Source organism: Micromonospora cathayae, assembly GCF_028993575.1.
GTDB lineage: Bacteria > Actinomycetota > Actinomycetes > Mycobacteriales > Micromonosporaceae > Micromonospora > Micromonospora cathayae.
In genome coordinates this window covers 4,726,345-4,743,138 of the sequence record NZ_CP118615.1, presented here as the reverse complement: position 1 = coordinate 4,743,138, position 16,794 = coordinate 4,726,345, and the positions used below count along the sequence as shown (strand labels likewise).

At 74.6% G+C, this 16,794-nt stretch carries 15 protein-coding genes; 8 read left to right on the top strand and 7 right to left on the bottom strand.

The window, feature by feature from the left end; translation table 11 throughout:
• The first annotated feature begins 68 nt into the window (after nucleotides 1-68).
• The 4 genes from PVK37_RS31905 to PVK37_RS21195 all read left to right on the top strand — a co-directional run bounded on the left by PVK37_RS31905 (nucleotide 69) and on the right by PVK37_RS21195 (nucleotide 3,814).
• The gene (locus PVK37_RS31905; protein WP_423790828.1) at nucleotides 69-1,397 is read left to right on the top strand and encodes a helix-hairpin-helix domain-containing protein; all 1,329 of its coding nucleotides are present in this window, start codon (nucleotides 69-71) and stop codon (nucleotides 1,395-1,397) included.
• Between the two features lie 187 nt (nucleotides 1,398-1,584).
• Nucleotides 1,585-2,835 (top strand): low temperature requirement protein A, encoded by a 1,251-nt coding sequence (locus PVK37_RS21205; RefSeq protein WP_275029349.1) that lies wholly within the window; start codon nucleotides 1,585-1,587, stop codon nucleotides 2,833-2,835.
• A 124-nt stretch (nucleotides 2,836-2,959) separates the two neighbouring features.
• A complete protein-coding gene (locus tag PVK37_RS21200; RefSeq protein WP_275029348.1) occupies nucleotides 2,960-3,169 on the top strand; it encodes a hypothetical protein in 210 nt (69 codons plus the stop codon).
• Between the two features lie 132 nt (nucleotides 3,170-3,301).
• Complete coding sequence (locus PVK37_RS21195) at nucleotides 3,302-3,814, top strand: GNAT family N-acetyltransferase (protein ID WP_275029347.1); 513 nt, start codon at nucleotides 3,302-3,304, stop codon at nucleotides 3,812-3,814.
• A 124-nt stretch (nucleotides 3,815-3,938) separates the two neighbouring features.
• Here PVK37_RS21195 and PVK37_RS21190 read toward each other — a convergent pair whose 3' ends face one another.
• From PVK37_RS21190 to PVK37_RS21180, 3 genes are all read right to left on the bottom strand, one after another.
• Nucleotides 3,939-6,029 (bottom strand): amino acid transporter, encoded by a 2,091-nt coding sequence (locus tag PVK37_RS21190; protein WP_275029346.1) that lies wholly within the window; start codon nucleotides 6,027-6,029, stop codon nucleotides 3,939-3,941.
• A 130-nt stretch (nucleotides 6,030-6,159) separates the two neighbouring features.
• On the bottom strand, nucleotides 6,160-6,930 hold the full coding sequence (locus PVK37_RS21185) for a DUF5995 family protein (RefSeq protein ID WP_275029344.1): 771 nt from the start codon (nucleotides 6,928-6,930) through the stop codon (nucleotides 6,160-6,162).
• 123 nt (nucleotides 6,931-7,053) lie between these two features.
• Nucleotides 7,054-9,984 (bottom strand): helix-turn-helix transcriptional regulator, encoded by a 2,931-nt coding sequence (locus PVK37_RS21180; RefSeq protein ID WP_275029343.1) that lies wholly within the window; start codon nucleotides 9,982-9,984, stop codon nucleotides 7,054-7,056.
• A gap of 186 nt (nucleotides 9,985-10,170) precedes the next feature.
• Here PVK37_RS21180 and PVK37_RS21175 point away from each other — a divergent pair, with 186 nt between their 5' ends.
• Entirely contained in the window at nucleotides 10,171-12,132 is a 1,962-nt protein-coding gene (locus PVK37_RS21175; RefSeq protein ID WP_275029342.1) for an adenylate/guanylate cyclase domain-containing protein, read from the top strand.
• A 7-nt stretch (nucleotides 12,133-12,139) separates the two neighbouring features.
• On the opposite strand, the gene PVK37_RS21170 is transcribed toward PVK37_RS21175, so the two are convergent.
• Together PVK37_RS21170 and PVK37_RS21165 are read right to left on the bottom strand one after the other, a co-directional pair.
• Nucleotides 12,140-13,105 carry a zinc-binding dehydrogenase gene (locus PVK37_RS21170; RefSeq protein ID WP_275029341.1) on the bottom strand — a complete coding sequence of 322 codons (966 nt, stop codon included), beginning with the start codon at nucleotides 13,103-13,105 and terminating at the stop codon, nucleotides 12,140-12,142.
• A gap of 69 nt (nucleotides 13,106-13,174) precedes the next feature.
• Entirely contained in the window at nucleotides 13,175-13,423 is a 249-nt protein-coding gene (locus PVK37_RS21165) for a DUF6766 family protein (protein ID WP_275029340.1), read from the bottom strand.
• A 143-nt stretch (nucleotides 13,424-13,566) separates the two neighbouring features.
• On the opposite strand from PVK37_RS21165, the gene PVK37_RS21160 reads away from it, so the two are divergent.
• Together PVK37_RS21160 and crcB are read left to right on the top strand one after the other, a co-directional pair.
• On the top strand, nucleotides 13,567-14,049 hold the full coding sequence (locus PVK37_RS21160) for a fluoride efflux transporter FluC (RefSeq protein ID WP_275029339.1): 483 nt from the start codon (nucleotides 13,567-13,569) through the stop codon (nucleotides 14,047-14,049).
• Entirely contained in the window at nucleotides 14,046-14,408 is a 363-nt protein-coding gene (gene crcB / locus PVK37_RS21155) for a fluoride efflux transporter CrcB (protein WP_275029338.1), read from the top strand. Before PVK37_RS21160 ends, crcB begins: the two co-directional genes overlap by 4 nt.
• A gap of 98 nt (nucleotides 14,409-14,506) precedes the next feature.
• Here crcB and PVK37_RS21150 read toward each other — a convergent pair whose 3' ends face one another.
• Nucleotides 14,507-15,040 (bottom strand): RBBP9/YdeN family alpha/beta hydrolase, encoded by a 534-nt coding sequence (locus PVK37_RS21150; protein ID WP_275029337.1) that lies wholly within the window; start codon nucleotides 15,038-15,040, stop codon nucleotides 14,507-14,509.
• 113 nt (nucleotides 15,041-15,153) lie between these two features.
• Between PVK37_RS21150 and PVK37_RS21145 the strand changes: the two genes are divergently transcribed.
• On the top strand, nucleotides 15,154-15,813 hold the full coding sequence (locus tag PVK37_RS21145; protein ID WP_275029336.1) for a hypothetical protein: 660 nt from the start codon (nucleotides 15,154-15,156) through the stop codon (nucleotides 15,811-15,813).
• 45 nt (nucleotides 15,814-15,858) lie between these two features.
• Here the strand turns inward: PVK37_RS21145 and PVK37_RS21140 are convergent, their stop codons facing one another.
• Nucleotides 15,859-16,770, bottom strand: a complete 912-nt coding sequence (locus tag PVK37_RS21140; RefSeq protein WP_275029335.1) for an aminoglycoside phosphotransferase family protein — start codon at nucleotides 16,768-16,770, stop codon at nucleotides 15,859-15,861.
• Nucleotides 16,771-16,794 lie beyond the last annotated feature (24 nt).

Sequence of the window (16,794 nt, the reverse complement as noted above, 5' to 3'; positions counted from 1 at the left end):
TAACACGCGTATGCGAAGCTTCGGCGGACTTTTCTCGCAGTTTCGCCATACGCAATGGGAGGTACGCCGTGGCGTGGACTTTCGGGCACACACTGTTACTCGTTCTGGCACTGGCGGGCGGCGCGGCCGCCGGTTGGGCGGCGCGCGGCCGCCGAAGCACCGACCACACACCGGCACGGACCGCCCCCACCCCCACCACCCCCCGGTCGACCAGCCCCACCCCGGCGACCACCACCGTCGACCAGCCGACACCACCCCCGGCGGCCCCGGCCACCCCGAGCGGCACCAGCACCAGCACCGACGAACGCGGCGACACGTCCGAGACCGCCCCGGTCCCGGACGCGGAGGCGACCACGCGGACACCCGCCACGTCAGTGCCCAGTCCGGACCCGCTGACCACCCCGGAAACGCCGACCACCGCGGACGTATCCGCCGACCCGCCGACCACCGCGGAAGCACCCGTGGACACGCCCACCGCCGACCACACGGCCACGCCGGTGCGCGAGCCGGAGCCGACGGCGACCACCCCGCTCACGGCAACCATCGAACCGGAACCGACGGCCACCAGCACGCCCGCGACGACCACCGAGGCGAAGCCGACCGTCACCACCGAGCCCGAGCCGACCGCCACCACCCAGGCAGGGCCGGGCGTCACCATCGAGCCGGAGCTGGCGGCGACCACCGAGGCAGAACCCGCCCCGCAGGTCATCCCGGACGAGCCGGACACGCCGACCGGCCAACCGACGGCCGACACCGCCGCACCCGCCGCGCCCATCGAGACGGCCGAGACCACCGCCCCGCTCGAGACCACCGTGCCTGTCGACACCACCGCCCCCGTCGTGCCCGCCGGAACGCCTGAGACGCCTGAGGCCGCTGAGACCCCTCAGACGGCTGGGACGCCTGAGGCCGCCGAGGGCAGCGCCCCGGCGCCCACCGTCCCCACCGAGGAACCGGCCACCGGCCCGACCCCGGGACCGGGACCGGGACCGGGACCGGGACCGGAGACCGCACCCACCACGCCGACGGCCGCCCAGGACAGCACCATCCCGCAGCCCGACGACGTACCCCCACCCACCCCCACCGGACAGGCGACCGACACCATCACGCCGCCCCCGCCCACCGTCCCCGCCCCACGCAGCAGCGACGAGTCCGCCACCCGCGACGACTTCCGCCGCATCCAGGGCATCGGCCCCAAGATCGCCACGGCGCTCGACAGCGCCGGCATCCGCACCTACCGGCAACTGGCCGACCTGGACGAGACCGCCCTCCGTGAGCTGATCCGGGCCGCCGGGCTCCGCAGCGCCCCCGGCCTGGCAAGCTGGCCCCAGCAGGCCCGCCTGCTCGCCGCGGCCCCCGCCGAGACCGAGAAGATCATGCCCGCCCCCAGCACCCCCTGACGCCCTGCGTGCCCTCCCGGGCCGGTCGTGGTCACCGCACCGCACCCGACCACGACCGGCCCGCGAGGCCGACCGGGCAGACGGAAACGTTCGCGGATTCGCCGGTACCGACCGCACCGGCGGCGTTACCGTCGGATCTGGGCTCGACGGCCGCCGGGCCGCCTCCCGGCATGCAGCAGGAGCCACGGTGCCGTTCGCCGCAGCACAGCCGCCCGTCCCGGAAGGCGCCCGGGAACGGGTCGCCGACCCGGAACGACCGGGCCGGGTCACCCTGCTGGAACTCTTCTTCGACCTGGCCTACGTGGTCGCCCTCGCCCTGGTGTCGGCCGAACTGTTCCAGAGCGTCAGCCGACACGACGAGACGACCCACGGCCTCGTTCCCGCCATCAGCTGGCACCAGGTCCTCCACGCCCCGATCCTGCTGATGGCGCTCTGGTGGGTCTGGGCCATCACCACCACCACCGCCAACCTGAACGCCCCCCAGGGCCAACCCGTCAAACTGCTGCTGCCGGCGGCCATGGCCGGCGTCCTGCTGATGGCCACCGCCGTCCCGCACGCCTTCGACAACCGGGGACTCACCTTCGCGCTCGGATACGTGGCGATCCACCTCGTCCGCGGCGCCATCCTCATCTACACCACCCGCCACGACGCCCCGGTCTGCACCCGCGAACTACGGGTCACCACCTGGTTCACCGTCTCCGGCGCGTTCTGGATCGCCGGCGGACTCGTCGGCGACGGAAAACGCGAAGCCTGCTGGCTGATCGCCCTCGCCATCGACTACTCCGGCCTCCGGCTGGCCTACCCCGTACCCGGCCTCGGCCCGGTGCCCCTCGCCCAGCGCGCCGTCACCGCCGAACACCTCTCCGAGCGGTACCAGCAGTTCTTCACCATCGCCCTCGGCGACTGCGTCCTGGTCATCGGCACACTGTTCAGCAGCGCCCACTCCCAACGACAGGACCTCACCGCCTTCACCATCGCCTTCCTCACCACCGTGCTGATGTGGCGCGTCTACGTACACCGCTCCGGAGCGCTGCTCCCCGTCGCCATCCGGATGGCCGCCAACCCGAGCCGGTTCCTGCACACCGCCCCGTACACGCACCTGCTGCTGGTCGCCGGCGTGGTGACCACCGCCGCCGGCTTCGACCTCATCCTGCACAACCCGGCCGGACGCACCCCACCGGGCTGGGTGGCGGTCCTGCTGGGCGGACCGGCGATCTTCCTCGTCGGCCGGGCCGTCTTCGAGTACGAGGTGTTCAGCCGGGTGTCGAGCTCCCGACCCGGCGGCCTGCTGGTCCTGCTCGCTCTCGCCCCGTGGACGTTCTTCCTCCCCCCGGTGGTCACCGCCGCCGCGGCGATGCTGGTGCTCGCCGGCGTCGCCGTCGCCGACACCCGACGCAGTTGGGGCCGCCCACCGGAACAGCCGGCCCCACCGGCCTGAGCCGCGACCGGCCGGTACGGACCCGCCCGGAAACAGGGCCACCCGATCGGACGCTGTTTGACCGTTAACGCCGTCTGGGTACAACCCGCCTCACCTCGACCCACCGTCAAACAGGGAGGCAGCCATGCGGCGTGGCCCGTCGATATTCGGAGTTCTTCTGGTGATCTGGCTCGTCATCGGCGCGCTCGCCGCCGGCCAGCGCGGCTACTTCCGTGGCGAGGACACCAACTGCGCGGAGGCCGGCACGATCCTGGTCACCATCGTGGCCGGACCCCTCAACTACGTCGGCGCCAACCCGAAGGTCGACTGCGAGCTGCCCCAACCCTCGGAGTAGGACTTCGGCGACCGGCCCGCGCCCACCCCGGTGGACGCGGGCCGACGTGCGTACGGGCCGAGGTGGACGTGGACCGACGTGGCGCGTATACCGTCGCGGCAGTACCTGGTCCCGTCACCGGAGGTCGACCCGATGTCCGAACCGTCCCGCACCCCGACCCGGATCCGCCCGATGCGCGCGGCCGACGCCGACCCGGTCCTGGCGGTCTACCAGGCCGGGCTGGACGGCGGCCAGGCGAGCTTCGAGACCGAGGCACCCCGCTGGGCCGCGTTCGACGCCGCCCGGCACCCCGACCACCGGTACGTCGCCGTCGACCCGGCCGACCAGGTGCTCGGCTGGGTGGCGGTCTCCCCGGTCTCCAGCCGCCCGGTGTACGCGGGAGTGGTCGAGCACTCCGTCTACGTCGCGCCCCGGGCCGCCGGGCGCGGTGTCGGACGGGCCCTGTTGACCACCCTGATCGAATCCACCGAGGCCGCCGGCATCTGGACCATCCAGTCCGGTGTCTTCCCGGAGAACGCGGCCAGCCTCGCCGTGCACCGCGCGGTCGGGTTCCGGGTGGTCGGCGTCCGGGAACGGGTCGGGCAGCACCGGGGCCGCTGGCGGGACGTGGTGCTGATCGAGCGCCGCAGCCCCCGGATCGGCTGACGTTTCCGCTCGGCTGACCTTCTGGTCGCCGAGCGATGTCCGGTCGGTTTCGGTGCGGCCCGGCACACCCTCTAGGCCATCCTAGGAGGATGGAATGATGTCGGTGCCGGACGGGACGGGAACGTCAGCCGCCCACGTGGATGCCCGGGCGGCGGGTCGGGTCCGGCTCGGCCTTGCGGATGATCTCCCGGACCACCGGCGGGGTGTCCCCCCGACCCAGGATCAGGTAGCGCAGCAGGTGCGCGATCGGGTTCCCCTCCGACCACTCGAAGTGGCAGTGCGGACGGACCCCGGTGCCGTCCCGCAACGCCAGCAGGATCGCCGCGAGCGCGTTCGGCGCGGCCGGACTGCCCGCCCGCAGCACCCGGTACCCGGCGACCTCCACCCCGCGCACCCGCAGCACGTCGCGGAACCCCGACGGGTCGGTCACGTCGATCTCCACGAAGAGCACGTCCGCCGCGCCGGGCACCGGGTTCATCGCCCGCTGCGCCCGCTCCTTGACCGTGTACTCCTTCGCCGAACCCAGGCCACGCTTGTTGGCGATCAGGTGCAGCCGGCCGTCCCGGCGCAGCGAGTCCGTCACGAAGCCGCGCGCCGCCTCGTCGAACTCGACCCGGTCGGCCCGCAGCTCGGTGGTCCGGGCCACCCGCGAGACCAGCGAGACCACGATGATCCCGACGATGAACAGGGCGGAGATGGTGATGCCGTCCGGTTTCTCCACCACGTTGTCGACCAGGGCGTACAGCAGGACCAGGGTGAGCACGGCGTAGCCGGCCACCACCCGACGGTGCCGACGACGCACCGCGGAGATGGTCACCGCCACCGAGGCGGAGACCAGCATGGCCAGGATGCCGGTGGCGTACGCGCCGGCCTGGGCGGTGACGTCCGCGCCGAAGGCGACCGTGATCGCCACGCTGACCAGGGTGTAGACGATCACCACCGGGCGCACCGCCCGCCCCCACTCCGGTGCCATCCCGTACGACGGGAGGTAACGCGGCACGATGTTGATCAGACCGGCCATCGCCGACGCGCCGGCGAACCAGAGGATGAACACGCTGCTCAGGTCGTACGCGGTGCCGAACACCTCGCCGAGGTACTCGTGCGCGAGGTACGCCAGCGCCCGGCCCTCGGCGGGGCCGCCCGGCCGCAGCGCGTCGGCGGGGATCAGCAGCGTGGTGGCCAGGCTGGTGGTGACCAGGTAGGCCGACATGATCACGGCGGCCGTGGTGAGCAGCCGTCGGGTGTTGCGGATCCGGGCCCGCAGCCGCCGCTCGGGGTCGTCGCCCGCCCCGGCGACCAGCGGCATCATGCTCACCCCCGTCTCGAAGCCGGACAACCCGAGCACCAGCAGCGGAAACGCCAGCACGGCGGTGGCCACCACGTCACCCGGTCCACCGACCGTGCCCAACGCGCCCAGCCAGTCCGGCACCACCCGCGGCGAGGTCGCCACCTCCGTCAGGGCGACCGCCACCACCACCGCGTTGAGCAGCAGGAAGACCACCACCAGCGGGACGGCCACCCCGACCGCCTCCCGGAAACCGAGCAGGAACACCCCACCGAGCACGAGCAGCAGACCGACGGTCACCAGCACCGCCACCGTCCGCCCGTGGAGGGCCGCCGGCAGGTACGGGTTCTCCAGCAGGTGCACCGTCGCGTCGGCGGCGGAAAGGGTGATCGTGATGATCCAGGAGGTGGCGACGAAACCCAGCAGCACCAGGACGAAGACCTTGCCCCGCCAGAACGGCAGCAGCCGCTCCAGCATCGCCACCGAGCCCTGCCCGTGCGGGCTCTCCCCGGCCACCCGCCGGTACATCGGCAGCATGCCGAACAGGGTCAGCAGCACGATCATGAGGGTCGCCACCGGGGAGAGCGCCCCGGCGGCGAGCACCGCGATCCCCGGAAGGTACGACAGGGTGGAGAAGTAGTCCACCCCGGTCAGGCACATCACCCGCCACCAGGGGTGCGGTCGTACGTAGCCGTCGCCGGCCTCCGGGCCGACCGGCTGGACGCAGTGCCGGAACATCCACCGGCGCAGCGCGCCGTCGGGCGGGCCACCCCGGCTGGGGGTGTCGACGCAGGCGGGCAGGGCGAACGTCGACCCGTCACCGGAGCCGTCCCACTCCGCCCGCACCGGCCGGGAAGCCGGGTCCGCCGCCGGCCGGTGCCGCACCTCGGTACGCCGGGCACGCCCCCCGCCCCGCCGCCGGTTCGCCATCCGCCTCCCCTCCCACCCCTGACCGTAGGTGGTACACGGGCCCGGACCGGCGGGATCCGGCGGATACCGGACGAGGAAACGTCCCACGACCCGCCCCCCAGCCGGGTCGTGGGACGTCCGGCCGCCCGGACTACTGCAACAGCGCCCCGAGCGGGGACAGCAGCAGGCGGCCGAGCCGGGCGGCGGTGCCGTCGAGGCGACCGCGCTCGCTCTCCCGGGCGTGGGCGTCGTGGCGTACCCGCCAGATCCGCTGCGCGTTGCGCCACGCGACGTCCCGGGTGTACTCCACCAGCTCGCCCTGGTACCAGTCGTCGAGATCGCCGTTGAGCGTGTCGATGATCAGTTGCCAACGTTCCAGGTAGCCCCGGCGCAGCGCCGGGATCGACTCGGCGAAGATCTCGTTGATCTGGAGATAGTCCCGGTGCTCGTCGCTGCCGTCGACCGGCTCGGACTCCAGGTGGTCGAAGGTGGTCACCAGAGCGAACGGCAGATCGAAGTTGATGTGCGCGTTCACCCCGGCCGCCGCCGCCGGCAGCGGCCGGGCGTCCGGCCCCTGCATCCGCTCGAAGATGCAGGCCCAGGCCTGCGGCGTACCCGGGCTCGCCTCGGTCCACAGCCGCAACGCGTCGAAGTAGCGGGCGGCGAACTCGACGTCGAGCCGGGACAGGAACACCGGGTCGGCGAAGCTGCCGTCGTAGAGCCGCTCCAGCACCTTCTCGGTGATCGTCAGGTACAGCGCGTTGAAGTCGGCAAGGGGACAGCTCTCCTGCAACGGGGGTAACCGGACCAGGACGTCCTGTAGTTTCGCCAGATGGTCCACCACGGCCGGCACGTCGGCGGGGTGGTCGGCGAGCAGATCGACGATGTCCTGGTGGACGGGCCCCCAGACCGGTACGGTCATCTTTCCTCCACTGTGGTCCTGCGGCGCCCCCGTGTCGCCGCCGGTGCACAGCCTGGCAGCCGGGCCGGGCCCGCGGATCAGTAGAACGACGTATCCCGGTGGGCCGGTCGCCTACGTACGTCGTCAGCCGCGCCCGTGGCGCAGGTGGATCGCGCTGGCCTGCACCCTCGTCCGGACCTGGAGCTTGTCGAAGATGTGCGACACGTGCACCCCGATGGTGCGTTCGCTGATGAACAGCCGCTGGCCGATCTCCCGGTTGGTCAGCCCCTCGGCCACCAACGCGAGGACCTCCCGCTCCCGTGGGGTGAGCGCGGCCAGCTCGTCGGGGGCCGAGCCGGCCCCGGGGGCGGCCTCCGGGGCGGCCGGGCCGGTCCGCAGCACCACCCGGGCCCGGGTGGCCAGCGCGGCGATCTCCTCGCTCAACGGCCGGGCGCCCAGCGCCTGGGCCATCTCGTGCGCCTCCCGCAGCAGCGCGGCGGGGACCGCGTCCCGGCTGCGCCGGGCCAGCAGCGCCTCGGCCTGCCGCAGCCGGGAGTACGCCGCCGGGTAGGGATGGTTGCGCCGGTCCCACGCCTGCGCCGCCTGCCCCCACAGCGCCGGGTCGCCGGGGCCGTCGAGCCGGGCGACCTCGGCGTCGCACAGCGTGAGGAACCCCTCGGCCATGTGCCGGACCGGCCGGGCCGCCTGGGCGCTGCGGTGGCGGACCCGGGAGCAGACCTCCCGCAGCCGGCGGACCGCCGCCGGGTCGACCGGGACGGTCCGGTTGGCGTACGCCTCGGCCTCGGCGCGCAGCCCGTGCCAGGCCAGCGTGGCCAGCAGCACGATGTCGTCGGAGCGGCTCTCGGTCAGCCCACGGGCGACCGCGTGCCGGGCCTCGGCGTGCCGGCCCTGCCACATCGCCAACCCGGCCCGCAGGGTCAGCATCGGCAACACGTGCCGGGCCGCCCCGCCCCCGGCCAGCAGCGTCGCCACCGCCTCCAGGTCGCGGTCGGCGGCCTCCACCTCACCGTAGGCGACCGACAGCCGGCACCGGGCCAGCAGCAGTTCGGCGGCCTCCGCGCCGGACGGCCGGTGCCGCAGCGCCGCCGCGATCACCTTCTCCGCCTCGGCCCACTGCCCGACCCGGAACAACCCGTTCGCGGCGGTGGCCAACAACCGGGTCTCGAACGTACGCCCCAGTCCCAGCTCGGCGACCCGCTCGGCGCCCCGACGGGCCACCACCACCCCCTCCTCGACCACATTCAGCGGACCGGTCAGCAGGTTGGCGAGATGGTAGTAGGCCATGCCGACGTCCTCGGGCCGGCCGGACCGTTCGGCGACCTCCACCGCCTCCCGGACCACCGCCAGGCCGGCGTCCGGGTCCTCGAGGAACGCCTCGCTGGAGCCGAGCGCCGCGCTGGCCCGCACCACCTCCGACGTGGTGCCCTCCACCTTCGCCGCCAACTCCAGCGCCTCCCGGGCCCGCCGACCCGCGTCCGCGTACCGGCCGAGCTGCAACAACAGCTCCGCCAGGTGCGCCGCCGCCGTCGCCCGCTCCCGGGGGGTACAGTCCGGCGCGTCCAACGCCCGCTGGTACTCCGTCTCCGCCAACGTCGAACGACCCGCCGCCGCCAGATACCGCGCCCGCCGGATGTGCACGGCGCAGGTCGGCGCGCCCGCCGTGCCCGCCCACTCCTCCAGCAGCGCCAACGCCCGGTGGTACTCACCGCACTGGTGCGCCGCCTCGGCGGCCCGCTCCAGCAGCACCGGATCCCCCGGACCGGTCGCCGCCGCCGCCTCCACCGCGATCGACCAGTGCCGGTGCGCCTCGGCGTACCCGTGCAGCCGCTCCGCCTCCTGGGCCGCCGCCACCGCCGCCGGCAACGCCCGCGCCGGCTCACCGGCCAGCCGCCAGTGCTGCGCCAACCGGGCATGATGCAGCTGCGCCGGGCCACCCGCCGGCCGGGACGCCGACGAGGGATGGTGCGCCGGTGGCGGGCCCACGGCCAGTGCCTCGGCGTACCGGCGGTGCAGGGCGGACCGTTCCGCCGGCAGCAGTTCCTCCTCGAGCACCTCGGCGACCAGCCGGTGCCGCAGCTGGTACATGTCCTCGGACCGGACCAGCAGCCGGTGCGCCACCGCCGCCCGGACCGCGTCGTTCAGCACGTCCGCCGGCACCTGCACCACCCGCGCCAGCAACCAGTGCTCCACCGGCTCCACCCCGATGGCGACCGCGTGCACCACCTCGTGCGCGTGCGCGGGCAGCGCGTCCACCCGGTCCAGGAAGATCTCCCGCAGGCTGTCCGGGATGCCGTCCCGGCCGTCGCGCAGGTCCCGCGCCAACTCCTCCACCATGAACGGGTTGCCGCCGCTGCGCCGCCAGACCCGCTCGGCCGCCTCCGGCGGCAACGCCCGACCCACGATCGCCGCCGCGAGCTGGTCGGTCTCGGCCCGACCCAGCGGGGGCAGATCCAGCACCCGCACCGACCGCAACCGCCGCAGCTCGGTCAACACCCGACGCAACGGATGCGCCCCCTGCAACGCCTCCGCCCGGATCGCCGCCAACACCGACAACTGGATGTCACCCAGACCGGCCAACAGGTACAACAGCAACTGACGGGTGCTGCGGTCCACCCACTGCAGGTCGTCCAGCACCAGCACCAACGGCCGACCCTGCGCGATCAGGTGCAGGCCCCGCGACACCCGCTCCAGCAGCGTGCCCGCGCCGTCGTTGCCGGGGGTCTCGTCGGCGAACATCTGCAGCAGGTTGCGCACCGCCGACGTGGTACGGGCCGGTGACCCGCCGTTGTCGAAGCGGCGCAACGCCTGCAACAGCGGATGCAGCGGGGAGGCGTCACCGATGTCCAGGCAACTGCCGGTCAGCACCACCGCGCCGGCCGACCGGAGCCGGGTCGCCACCTCGTCGAGCAGCCGGCTCTTGCCGACCCCGCTCTCGCCGTTGACGAAGACCGCGGCGGTGTGCCCCTGGGGGACCTCGTCGAGCAGGGCGGCGCGCAGCATCGCCACCGTGTCGGCACGGCCGACGAGCGGTGCGGTGTCCACATCGCTGGCCATGGCACGCAGCCTAATCGGAGCGACCGCGAGCTTCATAAGGGTAAATCGGCCATGTGGTACTCCTCGCGTCGAGATTACGACTAAAGGGTGCCGCGCGCCGACATACGTCGTTCGGCAGATCCGCTGTCGGCCCGGTGGTGGGAATCTCCAGTAGTCGTCCGACACCACGGGGGAAAGGTGAGCGCGATGCCTCTCAGCACAGTCACCCAGCCAGCACCGGCGGTGGTCGAGCAGCCACGGTGGCCGGTCCCGGAGGAACGCCGCACGGTCAGCGTCCTCTTCGCCGACATCGTCGGCTCGACCCGGCTGGTCGACCGACTCGACCCGGAGGACGTCCGGGCCCTGCAACGGGAGTACTTCGACACCATCGCGACAGTGCTCCGTCGGTGGAACGGTGTGGTCGAAAAGTACATCGGCGACGCCGTCATGGCCCTGTTCGGCGGCGTCGACTCCGACGGCTTCGACGCGTACCGGGCGGTGCGGGCCGGGCTGGAGATCCAGCGGACCCTGGACCGGCGGCCGCTGGCCGGCGGGATCGCGGTCCGGATCCGGGTCGGGGTCGCCACCGGCGAGGCCGTGGTCGACCTGGCCGCCGCCCGCGACGGCGGGCACGCCGCGGTCAGCGGGGCGGTGGTCACCCTGGCCGCCCGGCTCCAGGAGTACGCGCCGAAGGGCGAGGTCGTCGCCTGCACGGCCACCCACCGGGCCACCGCCGACCTGATCGGCTACCGGAACCTGCCGCCGGTGACCGTCGCCGGCAAGGAACTGCCGATCGACCTCTGGCAGGCCGAGGGGGACGCCCCGGCCCGGCCGCTCCGGGCGGACCTCCCCCTGATCGGTCGGCGACGGGAACTGGCCGCCCTGCACGACCAGCTGCGCCGGGCGATCCGGGACCGGGCCCCCGGCTGGATCTCGGTGGTCGGTCCGGACGGGATCGGCCGGACCAGGCTGCTGGCCGAACTGGCCGGTACGGTGCGGCAGGTCGACGGCGCCCCGGTGCGCTGGTGCCGCGCCCAGTGCCCGCCGCGTCCGGACGCCCCGCTGGCACCGCTGGCCGCGCTGCTGCGTGACCTGGCCGGCATCCAGGTCGGGGACGCCCCGGAGGCGGTACGGCAGCGGCTGGCGGCCGTGTGCGGTCCCCTGGTCCCGGCGGGACAGCTGCCGGCGACCGTGGCGGCGCTCGACGCGCTGCTGGCCGCGTCCGGGGCCGTCCCGTCAGAGGCCGGGGCGTCCGGACGTGGATCCGGCTCGGCCGCCGGTGCGCCGACCGGGTCGGGGGCGCAGCGGTGGCTGGAGGTGCTGCTCAGCCTGGCGACCCGGCAGCCGGTGGTGGTCGCGGTGGACGACGTGGACCGGGCCGGCCCGGAGGTGGGCCGGTTCCTGCACCAGCTGCACGCCACCGCGACGGCCCGGAAGCTGCCCCTGGTCGTCCTGGTCACCCACCGTCCGGAGTGGGCCGACCTGGTCCCCCTCGGCGCCGGCGACCGGCACCACCGGTTGACCGTGCCGCCGTTGGGGGCCCTCGACACCGGTCGGCTGCTGCGGCACCTGCTCGGCGGCGATGTCGCGGCGGTGACCCGGCTGCTGCCGCTGGTCGGCGGGAACCCCGGCTGGGCGCGGGCGTACGCCGGTCAGGTCACCGAGGGTGGGCTCGGTCCGGGCGAGCCGCCGGTGCCCGGGGCGGTACGCCGGACGGTCGACGCCCGGCTCGACCGGCTCGACGGTACGGGGCGGGCGGTGCTGATGGCCGGGGCGGCCCTCGACGCCGGCTTCACCGCCGACGACGTCGCCGGTCTGCTCGGCCTGGATCCGGAACCGCTCCGGCCGGTGCTGCGGGGCCTGGTGGTCCGGGGGCTGCTGGTGTGGCGCTCGTCCCGCCACGGGTACGCCGTGGCCGACCGGGTGCTGGCCCGGGTGGCGTACGAGCGGCTGCCCCGGGCCCTGCGGGCCGAGTTCCGGCGGCGCGCCGGCCAGCCGGGTGAGCTGACCCGACCGGTCCGGTTGGCCGGGCTCCCCGCCCAGCCGGCCGGTGCACGGCGGGTCGCCGGGCCGGTCCCGGGTGCCGGTGCCGGTCCGGCGGCCCGACCGGCGCGGGGGCGTCCGGCCTCGCTCGCCGTCGCTTCCCCGCTCTACGCGGCGACCGCCTGACCGGTGGTCAGATGGTCAGCAGGGTCTTGCCGGTCACCCGGCGCTCCTCGATGGCCCGGTGCGCGTCGGCCGCCCGGGCCAGCGGGAAGGTCTGCCCGATCAGGGGCGTGACCCGTCCGGCGGCGGCGTCGTCGAGGACCCGGAGCAGGTGGGCGTGCGCCGTCTCCGGCGGAAACCGGAGGTCGTCGATGCCGATCACGGTGATCCGCCGGGCCCGCGCCCGGTCCGGTTCGGGTACCGCGAACGAGCCGGCCGGGGTGCCGTGGGCGGACAGGTACCCGCCCGGTTCCAGCAGGTCGAAGGCGGCCCGGCCGTACTCGCCGCCGGCCCCGTCGAAGAGCACCTCGACCCCGCCGGTGGCCGCCCGTACCCGGTCGGTCCAGTCCGGTTCGGCGTAGTCGACGACGTGGTCCGCGCCGAGGCGACGGATCCGGTCGAGCTTGGCCGCGCCCCGGGCGGCGGCGACCACGGTCGCGCCGGCGGCGTGCGCGTACTGGACGAGGAGCACGCCGAGGCCCCCGCCGGCCGCGGTGACCAGGACCCGGTCGCCGGCCCGGACCGGCACCCGGTCGAGCACCGCGACGGCGGTGGTCCCGTCGTGCAGCAGCGCCGCCGCGTCGGCGGTGGACAGCCCGTCCGGTACCGGGGCCAGCCAGGCGGCCGGGACCACCACCTGTTCCGCGTACCCGCCGTACTGTCCGGTGCGGGCCACCACCCGGCGGCCCCGCCAGGCCGGGTCGACGTCCGGGCCGACCGCGCCGACCGTCCCGGCCACCCCGGGCCCCGGCCGGTACGGCGGCTGGACCGGGAAGTACCGGCCACCGTGGCCGCTGCGGATCATCGTCTCGGCCCAGAGCACGTCCGCCACCGCCACCTCGACCACCACCTCCCCAGGGCCGGGCACCGGTTCGGGCACCTCGGTCAGGGTCAGTACCTCGGGTCCACCGAACCGGGGTACCTCGATCACCCGCATGTCGCCTCCTGGCGTGTCGTCGTCGACGATCACCCTCGGAGATGAAGTGGGGTTCAGGTCAAGGCACGCTCAGGGGTGCCCGGGGTCGAGGCCGCGTTCGCGCAGCACCGCGTCCAGCTTCGCCTCGATCCGCTCGTCGGATTCCCGCGACTGGGAGGAACCCCAGTAGTAGAAGAGCGCCAGCCCGGCCACCTGCCAGATCAACTGGAGGAACTCCGACTGCCAGTTCTCGAACGTGCTGGCCAGGAACTGCGGCAGGAACTCGCCCCCGGCGAACGCCTGGCCGTGCTGGCTGGCCTCGTTACCGGCGACGGTCATCTGGCGGCGGGCGGCCGTTGCCGGACCTACCGGCCGGCTACGGTCCGGTCTCCGGCAGTAAGCTGGCCCCGGGCCCGGTCCGCCGGCCGGGTGGGCGTCGACGGGTCCGCTGTCCCTGGTACCCGTACCGGTTGAGGAGCGCGGTGGCCGACAGTCCCCGGACCGACCCGGACGTCGATCTACGCCAGCCCGGCGACCGGGTCGAGCTGCGGGCCCGACCGGCGACGACGCTCGTGGTGATCGCCGGCGGCGGGGTCCTCGGCACGCTGGCCCGGTTCGGGGCGCAGACCGCCCTCCCGCATCGACCCACCGGGTTCCCCTGGGCCACGTTCGGCGTGAACGTCCTCGGCTGCCTGCTGATCGGTGTGCTGATGGTGCTGCTCACCCGGGTCTGGGTCGGCCGGCCGCTGCTGCGTCCGTTCCTCGGCGTCGGGGTGCTCGGCGGGTTCACCACCTTCTCCGCGTACGTGCTGGACGTCGAGCAGGCCGTCCGGGCCGGCGTACCGGCGACCGCGTTGGCGTACCTGACCGGCACGGTGCTCGCCGCGCTGGGCGCGGTCTGGGCCGGTGAGACCGTCACCGGGTGGCTGCTGGACCGCGCCGGGGTCGGTCGGGTGGCCGGGTGACCGTCCTGCTGGTCGCCCTCGGCGCAGCCGTCGGCGCGCCGCTGCGCTACCTCACCGACCGGGCGGTGCAGGCCCGCTTCGGGTCGGCCTTCCCCTGGGGGACGCTCACCGTGAACGTGACCGGGTCGCTGCTGCTCGGCGTGGTGTTCGGCGCGGCGGCCGACCCGGCGGTCAGCGCGCTGGTCGGCACCGGTTTCTGCGGCGCGTTCACCACCTGGTCGACGTTCGGGTACGAGACGGTGCGGCTGGTCCGGTCCGGGGCCCGGCGGGCCGCGCTGGCCAACGTGGCGCTCAGTGTGGCCGCCGGGCTCGGCGCGGCCTGGCTGGGCTTCGCCGTCGCCCACCTGCTGGCGAACTGAGCCCCGGTCGGGCCGGGCAGCGGACGAGCCGGGCACCGGACGCGTCGGGCCGGGCACCGGGCGACCGCCCGGCAGGGACAGGTCCGGGACCGGCCGGGTCAGTGCGCGGCGGACAGCGTGGCGATCAGGCGTTCGGCCTCCGGCCAGGGGCCGTAGCCGCTGCCGGTGTCGATGTGTCCGGCGTCGCCCAGGTCGACCAGCTCCGCACCCCAGTCCCGCGCGTACCGCTCGGACTGCGCGAACGTCGCCCACGGGTCGGTGCGGCTGGCGACCAGGATCGCCCGGAACGGCAGCCGTCGGCGCAGCGCGGCGAGCACGTCCGCGTCCAGGTCGGGTGAGTTCTCCGGATCGACGTACGGCGGGGCGACCAGCAGCGCGCCCAGGACCGGCCCGGTGTGCCGGGCCGCCCAGACCACGGTGGTCAGGCAGCCGGCGCTGTGCGCCACCAGCACCGCCGGCTCGTCGTCGGCGGCGACCGCGTCCCGGAGCGCGGGCAGCCGCTCGTCCAGCACGTACGGCGGGCCGGTGGGTTCCGGGGCCCACCGGTGGTCGGGGTGCTCGTCGGCCCAGCGCTGGAGCCAGTGGCCACGACGCGGCTTGCCGCGCCCGGGAACGAGGAGGACACGCGGCATCCGCCGACCCTATCCCGGCCGCTGCACCTGGTGGGTCCCGCTCCGGGCCCCGCAATCCCCTTGCGTGCCGGGCGGGCCATGGTCGACAGTCCAGGCGACGGAGGGAGCGACCGGTGACGGCCGAGGTTCTGACGGCAGCGGACAACAACGCGGCCTGGTGCGACACGGTCTGCCGCAGTCACGGACTGGCCGGGTGGGGTGACGGGGAAGCCTGGTCGGTGCCGCGGCGTTCCCCGCCCCGGTACCCGGACGCGGTCACCCTCCGGCCGGACCTGCCGCCGGAGGCGGTCCTGGGCCGGATCGACGCCGGCCCGGGAGCGTCCGTCAAGGACAGCTTCGCCACCCTGGACCTGACCCGGTACGGGTTCGACGTGATCGTCGAGGGACAGTGGATCCACCGGGCACCGGCCGCCGCAGCCTCGGGGCCGCCGCTGACCCCGGTGTCCACGACCAGGGCCCTGGCCGCCTGGGCCACGGCACACGGCGGCGGTGCGGTGTTCCGTCCCGCGTTGCTGGCCGACCCGGCGGTGACCGTGCTCGCCCGGTACGACCCGTCGGGCGCGGTCGTCGGCGGCGCGGTGGTCAGCCGGGGTGGTGGGGTGCTCGGGGTGTCGAACGTGTTCGGCCCGGACCCGGCGGCGGTGTGGCGCGGGGTGTGCGTCCGGTTCGGTCGGGAGGCCCTGGTCGGTTGGGAGAGCGACGACGATCTGCCGCCCGCCCGGGAGTCCGGGTTCCGCCCGGCCGGACCGCTGCGGGTCTGGGCGGCGTCCTGACCACACCGTCCGGCACCAGCCTTACCGCACCGTCTTGTCCCGGACCTACCCGGCGCGGTCGTGGTCGGCCAGCACCTCCTTGATCACCCGCTGCTGCGCGGCGGCCCGCGCCGGGTCGGTGTCGACCGTCTGGGCCAGTACCAGCAGCGCCTTCCACAGTGCCCAGCCCCGGGCCCGCGCCCAGGTGCCCCGGTCCTGGGCGACCGCCCGGCGGAACGCCTCCCGGGCGGCCCCGGTGAACACCGTCCAGGCGATCACCAGGTCGCAGGCCGGGTCACCGACGCCACAGGTGCCGAAGTCGATGACGGCGGCCAGTTTCCCGTCGGCGACCAGCAGGTTGCCGGGGGCGACGTCACCGTGGAACCACACCGGCGTACCCCGCCACCGGGCGGCCAGGGCGGCGTCCCAGACGGCGGTGGCGCGGGCGGTGTCGACCCGACCGGCCAGCGCGGCCAGGAAGCGACGGGTGTCCGGATCGTAGTGGGCGGGCGGCTCGCCCCGGTGGAAGCTGTGCTCGCCGGCCGCCGGGCCGTCCGTCGGGTCGCAGCGTTGCAGGGCCCGGAGGAACCCGGCGACCGCGAGCGCGAACGCCACCGGGTCGTCGACCCGCCCCCGGTCGGCCGTCTCGCCGGGCAGCCAGCCGCGCACCGACCACGGGTACGGGTACCCCTCGCCGGGAACGCCCGTCGCCACGATCGTCGGTACCGGGACCGGCAGCTGCGGGGCCAACCGGGGCAGCCACCGGTGTTCCTTGTCGACCGCCGGGACGTACCCGGCGGCGGTGGGCAGCCGGACGGTCAACTCGTCGCCCAGCCGGTAGGTCCGGTTGTCCCAGCCGTCCACCTCGACCGGGGTCACCGGCAGGTGGCTCCACTGCGGGAACTGCGCGGCGACCAGCCGCCGTACCAGCGGGGCGTCGATGCCGGCCCGGCCGTCCTGGAAGGGGGGTGATGCCATCCCGCGATCATCGCCTCGACCGTC